We start from the raw sequence: 16229 nt of genomic DNA, 5'->3' as shown, positions 1-16229 counted from the left end.
CCTCCGGCTGGGCGCACCGGTCCGGCGTCAGTCGGTCACCTGCGGGGCTTGCCCGGCCGTCCCGGCTCGCCCTTGCCCGGGTGGTCGGACACCTCGACGAGCGGCACGTCGTCGAAGTCCATGTCCGAGGCCAGGTAGAAGCCGGTGTAGCTGGGCTGGTTGTAGGTGGTCTGCTGGCGCGCCACCTCGGCCCGGTACTGCGGGTCGTGCATCAGGGTGTAGAGCTTGTGGCTCGTCACCTCGGTGCTGATGTAGACGCGCAGCTCGCTGGAGTCGGCGGATCGCACGACGAGCTCCTCGCGCCAGTCGCCGAGGATGTCGGCGACCAGGCTGGCATTGCCCTTGGTGCCGTTGTTGGAGCGGGTGCCCTCGGCGGTCAGGACGACCCCGTCGGTGCGGTCCCAGAGGGTCACGTCCTGGTTGCCGCTGCCGCCCACGATCTGGGTGGTGAGGTCGGCCGCGAACCGGATGGACTGGTTGGTCCCCGGCAGCGGTCCCGCGAGGGTCTCGCCGTCGGCGGCACGCAGCTTCGTGGCCCAGGTCTCGAGTCCGGGGACGCTGGGGTCGACGTCGCCGATCATGCCGCGGCCGGTGTCACGGCCCGTGTACTCGCCGTAGAGGACCTCGCCGGTGGCGGCGTCGCGCAGGGCGTAGCCGTACGGGGCCCAGGCGGCACCCTCGTGGACGGTGAAGATCTCCAGTCCGGGACGCGCCGGGTCGATGTCGGTGACGTGCATCGCGTCGCCGTGGCCGAGGCGCGCGATGGCACCCGGGTCGGCGCTCTGGGCGGGCATCTCGTCGTAGGAGCTGTACAGGAGGGAGCCGTCGTCGTCGATGGTCGCGGAACCGTAGACCAGCTCGTGGCGGCCGTCGGCGTCGACGTCGGCGACGCTCAGGGAGTGGAAGCCCTGGGTGGTGATGCCGCCGAAGACGGGGTCGGTGCCGTCGACGCCGTGCGGCCCGTCGTTGAACGGGTTGCTCATGGGCGCATGGCCCGAGTCGACGAACCAGCGCTGGGTGAGGTGCCTGCCGTCCCAGTCGTAGGCCGCGATAGTGGTGCGGGTGTAGTAGCCGCGGGCGAAGATGGCCGACGGGTGCTCGCCGTCCAGGTAGCCGACGCCGGCGAGGAACCGGTCCACGCGGTTGCCCGGCTCGATGCGGCTCATGGCGTAGTCGCCCCACAGGAGACCGTCGTCGCCGCGGGGCGGGTCGTAGTGGACGGTCTCGAGCTCGCGGCCGGTGGCGCCGTCGAACACCGTGAGGTACTCGGGACCGTCGACGATGAAGCCACGGAAGTTGAGCAGGTTGTCGGTGTTGCGGCCGCTGCGGGACGGGCCGTAGACGGTGATGAAGTAGTCAGCGAGCTCGAGGGAGTCGGCCTCGCTGAGCGGGTACTCGTAGGAGAGGTCGGTCGCGCCGAGGGCCTCCTCGACGGTGGCGGGCCACTGCCCGGAGGTGACCTCCTCGCGGGTGTCCCAGCCGCGGAACATCTCGGCCAGGTGCTCGCGGAAGCCCTCGGGGCTGAGGCGGTAGTCGTCGGAGTGGCTGTAGCCGGCCTTGCGGTCCTCCTTCAGCATGGTGATGTAGCGGTCCTTGCCGGCCTTGCCGTTGCGGTAGGTGGTGGACTTCGTGCCGGGCGCCGTCTTCATCATCAGCTCGGACTTGCCGTCGCCGTCGAAGTCGTAGGCGAGGAACTGCGTGTAGTGCGCGCCCGCGCGGATGTTGACTCCGAGGTCGATCCGGTTGAGGAGGGTGCCGTCCAGCTCGTAGGTGTCGATGTAGACGTTGCCGGTGTAGCCGATCTGGGAGACGTCCTTGGAGTTGGAGGGGTCCCACTTGAGGACCAGCTCGTAGGCTCCGTCGCCGTCGACGTCGGCCACCGAGGCGTCGTTGGCCGAGTAGGTGTAGGCCTCCCCGTCGGGGGTGACGCCGTCGGCCGGGCGCTGCAGCGGGATGGAGAGGTAGTCCTGGTTGAGCGGGGTGACGGCCTCGGTGCGGCCCTTGCCCTTGTGGCCGCGCTGGCCGGCGGGAACGACGGAGTAGCTCGAGTCGGCGGTGCCGGCGGCGTCGAGGTAGTTGGTGCTGTCGGTGACCGTGGCGATCCTGCTGCCGTCGCGCAGTACGTCGAAGTTGGTTCCGGTGAGGCCGGTGGCGGATGCGCCGGTGGCCTCGTCGGCCAGGAGTCGCCAGCTGAGGAAGACGCCCTCGTCGGTGTTGACGGCCACGAGGCCGCGGTCGAGGCTCTCGAGCTGGGGGGTGCTGGTGCCGGGGCCGGGGTGCGGCCCGTGCCGGTCCGCGCTGGCCGGCAGGGCGGTCACCGCGAGGGCGGCCACGCCCGCGACGGCGATAGCCGCGCGGATGGTTCTCTTGGCATTCATCTGTTTTCCCACTTCCTTCTCTGGGGTTACGGGGAGTCCGGGCCTGGCGGACGCCGGGACGATCGCTCCTTTGGGCGTCCCGCCGACCCGGGTGGTGCGCCCTCCAACTTTGGAGAGCGCTTTCCTGAGTGCACTGCTGGCGACGCTACCACCGGCACCGGACCGGATGGAAGGGGTTCCACGAAAAAGCTGAAAGGTTTCAGGCTGACGATACTCGACGATGGGCGGACCACTGCGGACGGCCGGCGTCGGCGCCCCGGGACGCTGGACACTGCGCAACACTGTTGCGGAAGGCGCCGACAGCGGCACCCAGCGCAACATGCTTACCCGGGTCCGGACCGACACCTGCGCAACACTGTTGCGGAAGGCGTCGAGTTCGGGGCCTGTCGCAACATTGTTGCGCTGGGCCACCGGCCCGCGGCCTGCCCCGAGCGACGTTCACCGGCCCGGTCGCGCTGGCCGCCTGAGACCCAACCGACGACGGCAGCGCTCAGCGATCCCGAAGGCTCTCGCGCGCCTCGGCGTTGGTGGCGGTCACGGTGGCGACCAGCTCCCGCAAGCGCCCCGTCGCCTCCTCCGGCACGGGCTGGAACGGAGCGCGGCAGGGGCCGAGCGGGAGCCCGCTGAGCTCCGCCTCCACCCACTTCGCAGCCGGGAAGACGCCGACTTCGACGAGGGTCTCGATGGCGTCGTTGATCCGCTCCTGGAACCGGCGCGCCTCGTCGGGGCGGCCCGCCCGGAAGTGGGCGCGGACAGCCTTGAAGGCGTCGACCTGCATGCTGATCGTGGTGCCGATCGACCCGGTGGCACCGGCGGCGAGACTCGGGAGGAAGGCCTCGTCGAAGCCGTTGACCAGTTGCAGCCGCGGGTGGTGCCGCGCGATCCGCTCCAACTGGTACATGCTGTGCGCGGTGTACTTGACCCCCACGACGCGCTCGTCGGCCAGCAGCTCGTTGCCGGCGTCGAGGTCCTGCCCGGTGAACTGGGGGATGTTGTAGATGATCATCGGGATCCCGACGGCGTCCATCACGGCCCGGTAGTGGGCCGCGACCTCCGCTGGCGAGAACTTGTAGTAGATCGGGGGGATCATGGACACCGCGACGGCGCCGACATCCTCGGCGTGCCGCGCAAGGGCGATCGAGTCTCGCGTGGACAGCGTTCCGACGTGGGCCACCACGGGGATCCTGCCCGCCGCGCCCTCCGCCACCGCGGCGAGCAGCCGTTGCCGCTCGTCGACGCCGAGCAGCAGACCCTCGCCGGAGGAGCCACCGCAGTAGAGTCCCTCGACGCCGACGTCCACGTGCCTGTCGGCCAGGTCCCGCGCGGCCACCTCGTCGAGTTCGCCGGCGGGGGTCACCGGCGTGGCGATGGCGCTGAACAGGAGCCCGAGATCGGGGGTCACCATGCCGTCCAGCCACCGTCCACGACGAGGTTGGCTCCGGTCATGTACCTGGAGGCGTCGGAGGCCAGGAAGATGGCGGCGCCGTTGAACTCGTCGGCCTCGGCCATCCGCCCGATCGGCATGCGAGCGGTGTAGTTGGCCTGGAAGGTGGCGTCCTGGGTGTCACGTGCGACGCCCGACGGTGTCAGCGTGTTCACCCGGATGCCGTGGCGCCCCCAGTACGTGGCGCAGTAGCGGGTCAGGTTGTACAGGCCGGACTTGGCCGCGGAGTAGGCCACCGGCTTGGTGAACGGCTGCCCCTGCTCGGCGCGGTAGGCGTAGATGTCCTGCACCGGTGAGAGCATGCCGTAGATGGAGCCGACGTTGATGATCGATCCCGCGACGTCGGCGCGGCGCATCTCGGAGCCAGCCGCCTGCGTGACGATGAACGTCCCGGTCAGGTTCACGTCCACCACCTCGCGGAAGACGTCCACGGGGAAGTCCTCGAACGGCCCTGAGACCTCGGGCGGGGCGCTCGGCTGGGTGTCGAGGCCGGCGTTGTTGACCACGGTGGTGACGGGCCCCCCGTCGTCGGCGATGTCGCGCAGCGCCGCGCGGACGCCGTCGGCATCCGTCACGTCGAACCGCACCGGGACGAGACCGGACGAGTCGCCGAAGTGTGCGTCGAGCTTGTCCTGCGTCACGCTGCGGGAGGCGACGTAGACGGTTGCCCCACGGGACTGGAAGGCACGGACGAACTCGGTGCCGATCTGGCCGAGTCCTCCGGTGATCAGGACGCGCTGTCCCGAGACGTCGAAGAGCGGGTCGGTCATCGGGTCACCTCGTGCTTGGTCAGGAAGTCGCGGTCGAAGTTCAGGCCGTGGCCCGGGACGTCGCGCGGGACGAACCACCCGTCGACGATGGGCTGCGGCTCGATCACGCCGAGTTCGGTGAGCGTGCCACCCTCGGTCATCTCCGCCCAGGAGACGTTGGGGACGGCGCACAGCACGTGGGCGCTGAGTTCCATGATGAAGTGCGGCGTCATGGGCAGGTTGAAGGCGCGGGCGGTGTCGGCGACGGCCATGTACGGGGTGATGCCACCGACGCGGCCGACGTCGGTCTGCACGAAGTCGCAGGTGTCGGTGATGAAGTACTGGTTGAACTGCTGCAGCGTGTACAGGTTCTCGCCGAGGCCCAGCGGGATGCGGGAGCGCTCGCGGAGACGGCGGTGGCCCTCGACGTCGTCGGTGCGGATGGGCTCCTCCAGCCACAGCAGGTTGAGGTGCTCGAAGCGGTTGGCCGCGATGATGGCCTGGGGCTGGGTCCAGCCCTGGTTGGCGTCGACGGCGAGGGGGAACTGACCGACCCGCTCGCGGATCTTGGTGAGGCGCTCGACGTCCTCCTCCACGTCCGGCTTGCCGACCTTCACCTTGGCGGCGCCGTACCCGGAGTTCTTCCAGTTCTCCACCTGATCGGCCACCTCGTCGGCGCTCAGGTGAAGGTTGATGCCGCTGCCGTAGAGGTGGACGCGGTCGCGGACGCGGCCGAGCAGGTCGGCCAGCGGCAGCTTGTGGTGGTTCCCGAGCAGGTCCCACAGCGCAATGTCGATGGCCGCGAGCGCGAGGGTGGTGACGCCACCGGGGCCGCTGTCGCGCAGGTAGTGCCAGGCGTCGTGCCACACCGAGCGCGGGTGGGCGGACCTGCCGATCAGCTGCGGACGCAGTTCCTCGAGCATCGCCAGGATGGTGCGGCCACCGACGCCGGAGGTGTGGGTGAACCCGACGCCCTTGGTTCCGTCGTCTGCCGTGATGTCGGCCGTGATGATCTCGATGTGGGTGACCGTGTGGATCTGGTCACCCCAGGTGCCGCCCGGCAGGGGGATCCGGGACAGCTGGAACTGCACGTCTTGAATCTTCATTGGGGTTCCTGTTTCTGGAGAGGGTTTCTGGGTTCTGTGTTGGGGGTCAGCCCTTGACCGCACCGGCGGCCAGGCCGGCGACGAGTCGCCGCTGCACGAGGAGGAATCCGGCCACGACCGGCAGCACGGAGAGCACGCCTCCGGCGGTGAGCAGGTCCCATCGGATCTGGTACTCGCCGATGAAGAGCTGGAGTCCGACGGGCAGCGTCCGCGTGGCCGGCGACGCGGTGAAGGTGAGGGCGTAGAGGAACTCGTTCCACGTCAGGATGAAGGCGTAGGTGCCGGCCGCCACCATGCCGGGCAGCAGCAACGGCATGAGCAGCAGGCGGATGATCTGCCAGGTGGACGCGCCGTCGATCGAGCCGGACTCCTCCAGCTCGCGCGGGATGCCGTCGAGGAAGCCCTTCAGCAGCCAAGTGGCGAACGGGGTGGCGAAGGCGGCGTGCACGAGCGCGAGGCCGAACTTGTTGTCCAGCAGCCCCATCACGTTCAGCTGACCCTGCAGGGACAGCACGAGCAGGACCGCCGGCAGCATCTGGGCCAGGATCAGCGCCGTCATGATCTGGCGCCGGCCGAGGAACTCGAAGCGCGACAAGGCGATGGCCGCACCGGTGGCGCACACGAGGGTGAGCGGCACCGCCATCAGCGCCACGTGGAGGCTGTTGCCCAGGTAGTTCAGGAACGGCGTGGTGGTCACCAGTTCGAAGTACGCATCCAGCGTCAGCGCGCTGGGGATCAGGCTGGCGCCCGCCGCCGCCAGTTCCGCCTTGGGTGTGAGCGACGTGACGGCCATCACGATGTAGGGGCCGAGGATGGCGACCAGGATCAGCAGCAGTGCCGCGTAGCGGGTGACGTGACCCAGGACCTGCTTGGGGGTGAGCTTGCGCTTCCTCATCGCTGTGCCTCATTCCGTGCGGTGAGTCGGAGGTACATGACCACGAAGATGACCAGGATGGCCGCCTGCAGCACCGAGTACGCGGCGCCCTGACCGAAGTTCGTGGCCTTGTAGGCGGTGAGGTAGGACTGCAGCGCCAACGTCGTGGAGGAGACGCCGGGGCCGCCGCCGGTCAGGATGAAGATCAGGTCCACGTAGTTGGCGGTCCAGATGATCCGCAGCAGGACGGTGATCAGGATGGTCGGGATGATGGCGGGCAGCACCACGTGCCGGAACACGCCCACCGGGCCGCAGCCGTCGGTGGCGGCCGCTTCCTTGTGGTCCTCCGAGACGCCCTGCAGGGCGGCCAGGATCATGACTGTGAACAGGGGGATGCCCTGCCACGCGTCGATGACGATCAGGGTGGGCAGCGCCATGGCCGGATCCGACAGGAACTCGACGGGGCGGTCGGCCAGGCCGACGCCGCGCAGGGCCTTGCTGATGATCCCGTTGTTGGGGTCCAGCAGCCACTTCCACATCAGCGCGACGAGCACGCTCGGCGTGGCCCACGGCACCATCACGAGGCCGCGGTACACGCCGCGCAGCGGGAACTTCGTGTTGATCAGCAGCGCCAGGACCAACCCACCGAGCAGTTGGAGGGACACTGCCCCTCCGACCCACATCCCGGTTCGGCCGAGGTTGCCCCAGAAGTCAGGCGCCTGCGTGATCGCGACGAAGTTGTCGAACCCGACGAAGGCCATCTCGCCGGTGAAGGCGGACACCTTGTTGAACGCCATCCAGATGGACCTGACCAGCGGGTACCCGGCGAAGACCAGGATCAGGATGATCGCCGGGGCCAGCAGCACGTAGGGTTCGTAGCCGCGCCTGCCCATCTTCTTGCGGGCGCGCGTCGGCTGCTTCCCGGCCAGCATCAGGCGTCGCTCGCCAGCACGGCGGCCATCTTGTCCACGACCTCCTGGCTGGTGAGTTCACCCTGGAAGCCCTGCTGGATGGTGGGGTTCCACTCCTTGCCCGCGAGGGTCGCGACGCCGGGCAGTCCGGGCCAGGTGACGGCGTCGGGGATGGCGTCGACGGCCACCTTGAGGTTCGGGTCGGAGGTGAACTCGTCCATCTCCATGACGGAGCTCAGGACCGGGAGCTGCCCCTGGGGAGAGGTGGACATGGTGGCCATCTGCTCGGTCTCCGAGAGCCAGGAGATCCACTTCCACGCGGCCTCCTGCTTCTCGGACTGGGCCATGATGATGTTGCCGCTCATGGCGCCCAGGGTGCGCGAGGGTCCCGAGCCGGTGCCGGGGATGGGGATGACGCCCAGGTCGTCGCCGTAGACCTCGGTCATCTCGGCCAGCGAGCCCGGGTGGTGGATCATCATGGCGGTCAGGCCACTGGCGAAGTTGGTCTTGACGTCGGCGAACGCGGCGGTGATGGAGCCGGGCGGGGCGGCCTCCAGGTCGGTGACGATGCTCAGGTACTTCTCGTTGACCTCGACGCCGGTGGCGTCGTTGAGGACGATCTCGCCGGCGTCGTCGACGAGGTTGGCGCCGCCCGCGTACATCCAGGCCAGCCACTGGTCCTGTCCACCGCCGCCACCGCGGACGTCGAAGCCGTAGCGGTCCGTGCCGGTGAGGGCTTCCGCGGCGGCGAGGAACTCGTCCTGCGTCTTCGGCGCCTCGAGCCCCACCTCCGCGAAGTAGTCCTTGCGGTAGTACATGTAAAGGGTCGTGTACTGGTGCGGGAGCATGTAGATGCTCTCCTCACCGGGGAGCCGGCCGGTCTTCCACAGGCCCTCGACGACGTCGTCCCTGGCCTCCCAGCCGTCGACGAACGGCGTCAGGTCGGCGGTGGCACCGGCGGGTGCGAACTGGCCGATCCACCAGTCCTTGCAGCGGGCAGCGTCGGGGCCGGTGTTGTTCATCGCGGCCGTGGTGATCTTGTTCTGGTACTGGTCCAGCGGGATGGTCTCGAGCGTCACCTTCACGTCGGACTGCGCCGAGTTGAAGCTCTCCGCGAGGTCGGTCCAGGTGGAGTCGGTGGCGTCGTCCTGCCACAGCCAGTAGGTGATCTCGACCGGGCCGCCGGCCGAGTCGCCCGGTCCGTCGCCGTCGCCGTCGACGGCCTCGCCGTTGCCGCAGGCTGTCAGTGCAAGGCCGGCGGTGCCGCCGAGGGCTCCGGCCAGGAATGAGCGTCGCTTCATGATGGTCTACTCCTCTTGATGGGTTGGTGATGGGTCAGCGCACGGTGCTGCGATGCGCGGGCGCTGCGCTTGGTGCGGTGGTGCTGCGCCGGGAGACCCGACGACGCACCCCGTAGAAATGTGTGTCCAGTTCGTGGACGGCTAGGTCGTAGTCGCCCTCGACGATGGCCTCGACGATGGCGGTGTGCATCTCCGCCACCACGGGGTCCACGGCCACGCTCGGGTTCTCGTGCTCGACGACGTCGAGCAGGGTCCAGAAGGCGCCGACGATGCCCTCCAGGGTGTCGTTCCCCAACGGCGCGAAGAGTCCGAGGTGGAACTGCTCGTCGAGGTCGGCGAACGACTTGCCCTCGTGGGCGCGCTCCTCCATGGCGTGGCCGATGCGGAGCAGTTCGTCCAGGCTGCTGCGGGTGTGCAGCTGGATCACCTTGGCGAGCATCGACGTCTCGAGCGCCTGGCGCACGGCCAGGAGCTCCGCGAGGGTCTGGTGCGGCGAGCCGATCAGCTGGGCCGACAACGAGACGAGCTCACCCAGGTGGACGCCACGCCAGCGACGCCGCGCGCCCTGCCTCGCCTCGATGGCCCCGAACCCCTCCAGGACGCGAAGCGCCTCGCGGAGCTGCTGCCTGCCGAGCCCGAGGTCCGACATGAGGCTGGCTTCGCTCGGGAGCGCCATGCCGTCCCGGATGTTCAGGGAACGGAGATGGTCAACCAGCTGCATCACGAGTTTGTCGTGACCCAACTTGTCATACATGTCGCACCTCCACCTCAGCACTGAGTGAGCCTTACCGCTCGATGCCGCAATTCTGGAGGGGTCTTGTTCGGCAAGTCAACGCAACTTGTCGGACAAGACGCCGAGGCGTCAGCATGACGTCACAAAGCCCTTGCGTTGACACCATTATGGTGTCATGCTGGTGTCATGGAACTCACCACATATGTCGAAAGGCTGCGGGCCGAGGTGTCGGCAGCCACTGAGTTGGGCGGGCCCGAGATCGTGGCGGCAGCCCAGCGGGTGCTCGCGGCGGTGGACCCGGCGGTCAGGCTCGTACTGCTCGAGGCGCTCACGGACGCCGCCGCGGAGATCACCACCGAACTCCCGTCGGGCAGCATCGACGCCCGCCTGCGCGGCCGCTCCGTCGAGTTCGTCCTCGACGGCATCGCCCCCCACGAGGAACCGGAGCCCAGCTACCCCGACCAGCCCGAACCGGTCGACGAGGGCGGGGACCAGATCCGCATCACCCTGCGCCTCCCGGAGGGCCTCAAGACCCGCGCCGAGGAGCTCGCCGAAGAGGCCGGCCAGTCGCTGAACAGCTGGCTGGTCGACGCGGTGCGCGATGCCACCACCACCGGCGTGCGCATCAACCTGCGCGGCCAGGGCTTCAACTTCAACTACCCACCCAAGCCCCCGCGCCCGCCGCACCCCGGTCGGCGCATGACCGGCTGGGCCTGATCATCCAACAGGATCGAGGAAGCACCATGGAACACATCTTCACCACCCCCGCCCTGCCCACGATCGTGGTCGAGGTGGGCTCGGGTGACATCGAACTGGTCACCGGCGAGCTGGACGGCCAGACCCTCGTGACGGTCGACGGCGACGGCGCCGGGGAGACCACCGTCGAACAGCGGGACGGCACCATCGTCATCACCGGACCGCGTCGCCGGGGAGTCACCCGCACCGGCCAGCCGCTCCGCGTCGGGATCAGCGCCCCCGGAGGCAGCAGCCTGCGCGGCCTGCTCGGCGACACCAACCTCGTCGCCACCGGCACGCTCGGCGACGTCGCGCTGAACTGCGGCTCCGGGGACATCACGCTGGAGGACGTCGCGAGCCTCCAGGTGGTCACCGGCTCCGGCGGCCTGCACGTCAACGGCGTGACGGGCAGGGGCTCGGTCCGCGCCGGCTCCGGCGACCTCCACCTCCGTGAGGTCACCGAGGACCTGCTGGCCAACCTAGGCTCCGGCGAGCTCGTGGTCACCGCCGTGCGAGGCGTCCTGACCGCCAAGAACGGGTCCGGCGACGTCCGCGTGGCCGGCCCGCTGGGCGGGGCCGAGATCAGCACCGCCAGCGGCGACATCCTGGTCAGGGAGCTAGACGGCGGATCGCTCGAGGCCCGCACGGCCTCGGGTGACATCGTCGTCGGCGTCACAGCCGGGGTGCCGGTCTGGACCGACGTCACCACCCTCACCGGCGAGATCACGTCCCACCTCGCCCAGCTGGGCAAGCCGGACGACGGTGCACCCTTCGTCGAGCTGCGGCTGCGGACGATCTCGGGCGACATCGCCATCGCCCACCTGGGCGCGGACCTGGCGGCGGCGACGTAGTCAGTCGGTCAGCCGCTGCCTCAGCAGGACTGCATGGTTGTGCTCCTCGTCGTCGGTGGCGTAGAGGAGGGTGACGACGTCGTGGTCCTTGAGCCGCTCGCGCAGCTCTCCGACGGCGTCGTTGCCGTCCAGCTCCACCTCGTAGCGGGCCCTGAACGACTCCCAGCCCATGCCCTCGTGGTGGTAGGCCTTGCGCAGCGACGGCGAGGGTGCCACCTCCTTGCTCCACAGGTCGACGGCGGCGTTCTCCTTGGACACTCCCCTCGGCCAGAGCCGGTCCACCAGCACGCGGAAGCCGTCGTCGTCAGACGGCTCCTCATAGACACGCTTGATCTGTACGGACATGGGGTCAGTGAACACCGGTTCGCCGCGGCTCGGGCCGTCTCAACCAAATCGTTACCCCCGGCGGCAGGTATTTTGGAGCGGTGACCACACCACTGACGAGGACCAACGCCCTGGACCGCTATCTGAGGATCGCGGACCGGTTCGGCGAGGTCGTGGCCGGCGTCCGCGACTGGGATGCGCCCACCCCGGTGAAGGAGTGGCGGGCCCGCGACGTCGTCGACCACCTCGCCACCTGGTTCCCGGCGATGCTGGGCGCTGGGACGTCGATCCGGCTGGCCCCCGGCCGCAGGGTGCGGCGGAACCCCGTCGGCGCGTGGGAGGACCTGGACCGGGAGGTGCGGGTGCTGCTGACGGATCGCGACCTGGCCGCCACCACCCACACCGACCCGAACACGGGCTCCAAGCCGGTGGAGCAGGTGGTGGACCAGTACTTCACCACCGACGTGTTCATGCACACCTGGGACCTCGCGCGCTCCAGCGGCCAGGACGGCCGCATGGACCCCGACTTCCTCGCCGCCCTCGACGCCGGGATGCGCCGCAGCGCCGCGACCATCCGCGCGTCGGGCCACTACGGGCAGGAGCAGCCGGTGCCCGAGGACGCGGACCTGCAGGACAGGTTCATCGCGTTCATCGGGCGCGACCCGCGCTGGACGGCCTGACTCAGCCGAGGCCGTTGAGCAGCTGGCGCAGGTACTCGCCGTAGCCGGACTTTGCGTAGCGGTCGGCGAGTTCGAGGAGTTTGGCGTCGGTGATGAACCCCTGCCGCCAGGCGGCCTCCTCGGGGCAGCCCACCAGCAGTCCCTGCCGGGCCTGGATGGTGCGCACGAAGTTGGTGGCGTCGTTGAGGGAGTCGAACGTGCCGGTGTCGAGCCAGGCGGTGCCGCGCGGCAGGATGGAGACGTTGAGCTCGCCGCGATCCATGTAGGTGCGGTTGACGTCGGTGATCTCGAGTTCCCCGCGCGCTGACGGCTCGAGGTTGCGCGCGATCTCCACCACCGAGTTGTCGTAGAAGTACAGCCCGGGGACCGCGAAGTGGGAGCGGGGCTGGGCCGGCTTCTCCTCGATGGACAGGGCCATGCCCGCGTTGTCGACCTCCACCACGCCATAGGCGGTTGGGTCGGCCACCCAGTAGCCGAAGATGGAGGCGCCGTCGATGTCGTTGAGGGTGGCCAGCTGGGTGCCAAGGCCAGGGCCGAAGAAGATGTTGTCGCCGAGCACCAGGCAGACCTTCTCGTCGCCGATGAAGTCGGCGCCGATCGTGAACGCCTGCGCCAGGCCGTCGGGGCTGGGCTGGGTGGCCCAAGAGATGTTCACGCCGAACTGGGAGCCGTCGCCCAGCAGGTGGCGGAACACGTCGGCCTCGTGCGGGGTGGTGATCACCAGGATGTCGCGGATGCCGGCGAACATCAGGGTGGACAGCGGGTAGTAGATCATCGGCTTGTCGTAGACCGGCACCAGCTGCTTGCTGGTTCCGAGCGTGATCGGATGGAGCCTGGAGCCCGTGCCGCCGGCCAGAATGATTCCCCGCATGACCTACCCCCGTAGTCGTCGGGGAGCGGCCTTGGCGCCCCTCCCCCATCGGTGGACCCAATGCTAGGCGAGTCGACGCCCCCGGGCACGGGTTTCGCGTAGTCAGCGCGGCGGCGGCCCGGACGGGGTGGTGACCAGCGCTCGCGACACGCCGAGGATCGTGCCCTGCAGGGCACCGAAACCGCTTTCTCACGCACTGTGGTCACACCTCGCCTCGGGCACCACTCCCCGGAACCCGCCCCACCACGGTGCGCGCCTCCATAGACTGCGGGCATGACCGCATTTTTGTGCACCGGGGGGGCCGGCTTCATCGGGAGCGGGTTCGTGCACCGGCTGCTGGCCCGCGACGAGACTGACACCGTGACCGTGCTGGACGCGCTCACCTACGCGGGGAACCGGGCGAACCTGCCCGACGACCCCCGCTGCACGCTGGTGGAGGGGTCGGTGTGCGACGCAGCACTGGTGGACGAACTGGTGGCCGGGTGCGACGTCGTGGTCCACTTCGCCGCGGAGTCCCACAACGACAACTCCCTCAACGACCCGTCGCCGTTCATCCAGACCAACATCGTGGGCACCTTCACCCTCCTGGAGGCGGTCCGCCGGCACGGCAAGCGGCTCCACCACGTCTCCACCGACGAGGTCTACGGCGACCTCGAACTCGACGACCCCAACCGCTTCACCCCCACCACCCCTTACAACCCCTCCAGCCCGTACTCGGCCTCGAAGGCCGCCTCGGACCACTTGGTGCGGGCGTGGGTGCGCTCGTTCGGGATCCACGCCACCTTGTCGAACTGCTCCAACAACTACGGGCCCCGCCAGCACGTGGAGAAGTTCATCCCGCGCCAGGTCACCGGCATCATCGACGGCGTCCGCCCCAAGCTCTACGGCGCCGGCCTGAACGTGCGCGACTGGATCCACGTCGACGACCACAACGACGCCGTGCTCGACATCATCGAGCGCGGCCGGCCCGGCACCACCTACCTGATCGGCGCCGACGGCGAGATGGACAACAAGTCGGTCATCGAGCTCATCCTCGAACTCATGGGCGAGCCCGCCGACGCCTACGACCACGTCAACGACCGCGCCGGCCACGACCTGCGCTACGCCATCGACGCCTCCCTCCTGCGCGACGAGCTGGGCTGGCGCCCCCGCTACACCAGCTTCCGCGACGGCCTGGCCGCCACCATCGACTGGTACCGGGGCAACGAGGACTGGTGGCGCCCCACGAAGGCAGCCACCGAGGCCAAGTACGCCGCGAAGGGACAGTGATGGCAGAACACACCCTCGAGACCACCGCCATCGACGGCCTCCTGGTGCTGCGCATCCCGATCCACTCGGACAACCGCGGCTGGTTCAAGGAGAACTGGCAGCGCGCCAAGATGACCGCCCTCGGCCTGCCCGACTTCGGCCCCGTCCAGCACAGCTACGCCCACAACCACCGCGCCGGCACCACCCGCGGCTTCCACGCCGAACCCTGGGACAAGCTCGTCAGCCTCGGCTCCGGCCGCGCCTTCGGCGCCTGGGTGGACCTTCGCCCCGGCGACGGCTTCGGCCGCACCGCCACCGTCGAACTCACCCCCGGCGTGGCGGTGTTCGTCCCACGCGGCGTCGGCAACTCCTACCAAACCCTCGCCGACGACACCGACTACACCTACCTGGTCAACCAGCACTGGAGCGCCGAGGCAGTCAGCAAGTACACCTACGTCAACCTCTTCGACCCCACCCTCGACATCCCCTGGCCCATCCCACGAGCCGACTGCGAACTCTCCGACGCCGACCGCGACCACCCCCTGCTCGCCGACGTCGTCCCCATGCCCCCGCGCCGCCCACTCGTGATCGGCGCCGGCGGACAACTCGGCACCGCACTCATGGCAGCGCTCCCGGGCGCCGTCGGACTGCTGCGCAGCGACCTCGACATCACCGACCCCACCGCAGTGGCCGCCCTCGACCTCAGCGAGACCAGCGCCATCGTCAACGCCGCCGCCCACACCGCCGTCGACGCCGCCGAGACCCCGCAGGGACGACGCGACGCCTGGGCCGTCAACGCCACCGCCGTCAGCTTCCTCGCCGCCGCCGCCAACCGCGCCCGCATCCCGCTGGTCCACGTCTCCACCGACTACGTGTTCGACGGCACCCAGGAACAACACCTCGAGGACGAACCCCTCAGCCCGCTGGGCGTCTACGGCCAGTCCAAGGCCGCCGGCGAACAAGCCGCAGCCACCGTCGAGCAGCACTACATCGTGCGCACCAGCTGGGTGGTCGGACAGGGCAAGAACTTCGTCGCCACCATGGCCCGCCTCGCCGACGAGGGCGCCCGCCCAACCGTCGTCGACGACCAGCACGGCCGCCTCACCTTCACCACCGACCTCGCCTCCGCCATCGCCCACCTCCTGGCCAGCAACGCCCCCGCCGGCACCTACAACCTCACCAACTCCGGCCCCACCCAGACCTGGGCCGACATCGCCAAACGCGTCTTCGAACTCCGCGGCCGCGACCCCGGCGACGTCGCCACCACCACCACCGACGACTGGGCCAAGGGCAAGACCGTCTCCCCACGCCCCCGCCACAGCACCCTGCGCCTCGACAAGATCCGCGCCACCGGCCACGAACCCACCCCCGCCGACGAACGCCTCACCGCCTACGTCGCCGAACTCGACTGAGCCGCGCGATGCTCCGACTCACCCTGCTGGCCGACACCCACGTACCGGCCCGGGCGCGCGGGCTGCCCGAGCAGGTGTGGTCGGCGGTGGAGGAGGCCGACGTCGTCATCCACGCCGGCGACTGGGTGACAGCGGCGCTGCTCGACGAACTCGGGGAGCGCTCGAGGCGGCTGGTGGCGGTGTTCGGCAACAACGACGGCCCGGACCTGCGCGCCAGGCTGCCCGAGGTGGCCCACGCCGAGTTCGAGGGGATGCGCTGGGGCGTGGTCCACGAGACCGGCGCCCGCACCCGGCGGGAGGATCGGATGCGGCACGAGTACCCGGACCTCGACGTCCTGGTCTTCGGCCACAGCCACATCCCCTGGGACACCGAGCACGCCGGCCTCCGACTCCTGAACCCGGGCTCCCCCACGGATCGACGTCGCCAGCCGCACTGCACCTTCATGACGTGCACCGTGGCCGACGGCGCCATCCGCGACCTGGAGCTGCACCGCCTCCCGCCCCGCTCCCCCACCCGCCCCAACCGCTGATCGAGCAGCGCCGCGAGGAACGAGCGGCGCGTGTCGAGATCCCCCTCCACCACCGTTGATCGAGTAGCGCCGCGAGGAACGA

General features: G+C 69.5%; 16 protein-coding genes. 6 read left to right on the top strand and 10 right to left on the bottom strand.

The genetic code is table 11. The features are described from left to right. Nucleotides 1-35 precede the first annotated feature (35 nt). The 8 genes from FOJ82_RS16925 to FOJ82_RS15190 all read right to left on the bottom strand — a co-directional run bounded on the left by FOJ82_RS16925 (nucleotide 36) and on the right by FOJ82_RS15190 (nucleotide 9517). Nucleotides 36-2378 carry a rhamnogalacturonan lyase gene (locus tag FOJ82_RS16925; protein ID WP_185975842.1) on the bottom strand — a complete coding sequence of 781 codons (2343 nt, stop codon included), beginning with the start codon at nucleotides 2376-2378 and terminating at the stop codon, nucleotides 36-38. 490 nt (nucleotides 2379-2868) lie between these two features. After that, nucleotides 2869-3783: a dihydrodipicolinate synthase family protein gene (locus tag FOJ82_RS15220; RefSeq protein WP_143939350.1), complete on the bottom strand. Its 915-nt coding sequence runs from the start codon at nucleotides 3781-3783 to the stop codon at nucleotides 2869-2871. Next, nucleotides 3777-4592, bottom strand: a complete 816-nt coding sequence (locus FOJ82_RS15215; RefSeq protein ID WP_143939349.1) for an SDR family oxidoreductase — start codon at nucleotides 4590-4592, stop codon at nucleotides 3777-3779. The genes FOJ82_RS15220 and FOJ82_RS15215 overlap by 7 nt, the downstream gene beginning before the upstream one ends. Then, entirely contained in the window at nucleotides 4589-5677 is a 1089-nt protein-coding gene (locus FOJ82_RS15210) for a mandelate racemase/muconate lactonizing enzyme family protein (RefSeq protein ID WP_143939348.1), read from the bottom strand. Before FOJ82_RS15210 ends, FOJ82_RS15215 begins: the two co-directional genes overlap by 4 nt. A 46-nt stretch (nucleotides 5678-5723) precedes the next feature. Then, entirely contained in the window at nucleotides 5724-6572 is an 849-nt protein-coding gene (locus FOJ82_RS15205; protein ID WP_143939347.1) for a carbohydrate ABC transporter permease, read from the bottom strand. Beyond that, the gene (locus FOJ82_RS15200; RefSeq protein WP_143939346.1) at nucleotides 6569-7483 is read right to left on the bottom strand and encodes a carbohydrate ABC transporter permease; all 915 of its coding nucleotides are present in this window, start codon (nucleotides 7481-7483) and stop codon (nucleotides 6569-6571) included. Before FOJ82_RS15200 ends, FOJ82_RS15205 begins: the two co-directional genes overlap by 4 nt. Further along, nucleotides 7483-8763, bottom strand: a complete 1281-nt coding sequence (locus tag FOJ82_RS15195; RefSeq protein WP_143939345.1) for an ABC transporter substrate-binding protein — start codon at nucleotides 8761-8763, stop codon at nucleotides 7483-7485. Before FOJ82_RS15195 ends, FOJ82_RS15200 begins: the two co-directional genes overlap by 1 nt. 34 nt (nucleotides 8764-8797) lie before the next feature. Further along, nucleotides 8798-9517 (bottom strand): FadR/GntR family transcriptional regulator, encoded by a 720-nt coding sequence (locus FOJ82_RS15190; RefSeq protein WP_143939344.1) that lies wholly within the window; start codon nucleotides 9515-9517, stop codon nucleotides 8798-8800. Nucleotides 9518-9682: 165 nt separating this feature from the next. Here FOJ82_RS15190 and FOJ82_RS15185 point away from each other — a divergent pair, with 165 nt between their 5' ends. Together FOJ82_RS15185 and FOJ82_RS15180 are read left to right on the top strand one after the other, a co-directional pair. Beyond that, nucleotides 9683-10213: a toxin-antitoxin system HicB family antitoxin gene (locus tag FOJ82_RS15185; RefSeq protein WP_143939343.1), complete on the top strand. Its 531-nt coding sequence runs from the start codon at nucleotides 9683-9685 to the stop codon at nucleotides 10211-10213. Nucleotides 10214-10239: 26 nt separating this feature from the next. Beyond that, nucleotides 10240-11082 (top strand): DUF4097 family beta strand repeat-containing protein, encoded by an 843-nt coding sequence (locus tag FOJ82_RS15180; RefSeq protein ID WP_143939342.1) that lies wholly within the window; start codon nucleotides 10240-10242, stop codon nucleotides 11080-11082. On the opposite strand, the gene FOJ82_RS15175 is transcribed toward FOJ82_RS15180, so the two are convergent. Beyond that, on the bottom strand, nucleotides 11083-11427 hold the full coding sequence (locus FOJ82_RS15175) for a DUF488 domain-containing protein (RefSeq protein WP_143939341.1): 345 nt from the start codon (nucleotides 11425-11427) through the stop codon (nucleotides 11083-11085). It lies immediately after the preceding gene. A gap of 80 nt (nucleotides 11428-11507) precedes the next feature. Here FOJ82_RS15175 and FOJ82_RS15170 point away from each other — a divergent pair, with 80 nt between their 5' ends. Then, nucleotides 11508-12086 carry a maleylpyruvate isomerase family mycothiol-dependent enzyme gene (locus tag FOJ82_RS15170; RefSeq protein ID WP_246099915.1) on the top strand — a complete coding sequence of 193 codons (579 nt, stop codon included), beginning with the start codon at nucleotides 11508-11510 and terminating at the stop codon, nucleotides 12084-12086. 1 nt (nucleotide 12087) lies between these two features. Here FOJ82_RS15170 and rfbA read toward each other — a convergent pair whose 3' ends face one another. After that, nucleotides 12088-12957, bottom strand: a complete 870-nt coding sequence (gene rfbA / locus FOJ82_RS15165) for a glucose-1-phosphate thymidylyltransferase RfbA (protein ID WP_143939340.1) — start codon at nucleotides 12955-12957, stop codon at nucleotides 12088-12090. A 273-nt stretch (nucleotides 12958-13230) separates the two neighbouring features. Here rfbA and rfbB point away from each other — a divergent pair, with 273 nt between their 5' ends. From rfbB to FOJ82_RS15150, 3 genes are read left to right on the top strand one after another with little or no spacing between them, the layout of a single operon-like run. Beyond that, nucleotides 13231-14226 (top strand): dTDP-glucose 4,6-dehydratase, encoded by a 996-nt coding sequence (rfbB, locus tag FOJ82_RS15160; protein WP_143939339.1) that lies wholly within the window; start codon nucleotides 13231-13233, stop codon nucleotides 14224-14226. Continuing rightward, nucleotides 14226-15617: a sugar nucleotide-binding protein gene (locus FOJ82_RS15155; RefSeq protein WP_143939338.1), complete on the top strand. Its 1392-nt coding sequence runs from the start codon at nucleotides 14226-14228 to the stop codon at nucleotides 15615-15617. Before rfbB ends, FOJ82_RS15155 begins: the two co-directional genes overlap by 1 nt. 8 nt (nucleotides 15618-15625) lie before the next feature. Continuing rightward, nucleotides 15626-16147 (top strand): metallophosphoesterase family protein, encoded by a 522-nt coding sequence (locus FOJ82_RS15150; RefSeq protein ID WP_143939337.1) that lies wholly within the window; start codon nucleotides 15626-15628, stop codon nucleotides 16145-16147. Nucleotides 16148-16229 lie beyond the last annotated feature (82 nt).

The organism is Tessaracoccus rhinocerotis (assembly GCF_007197885.1).
GTDB classification, from domain to species: Bacteria; Actinomycetota; Actinomycetes; order Propionibacteriales; family Propionibacteriaceae; genus Arachnia; species Arachnia rhinocerotis.
The sequence above is the reverse complement of the archived record's forward strand: the minus strand, read 5'-3'. Positions and strand labels throughout refer to the sequence as shown.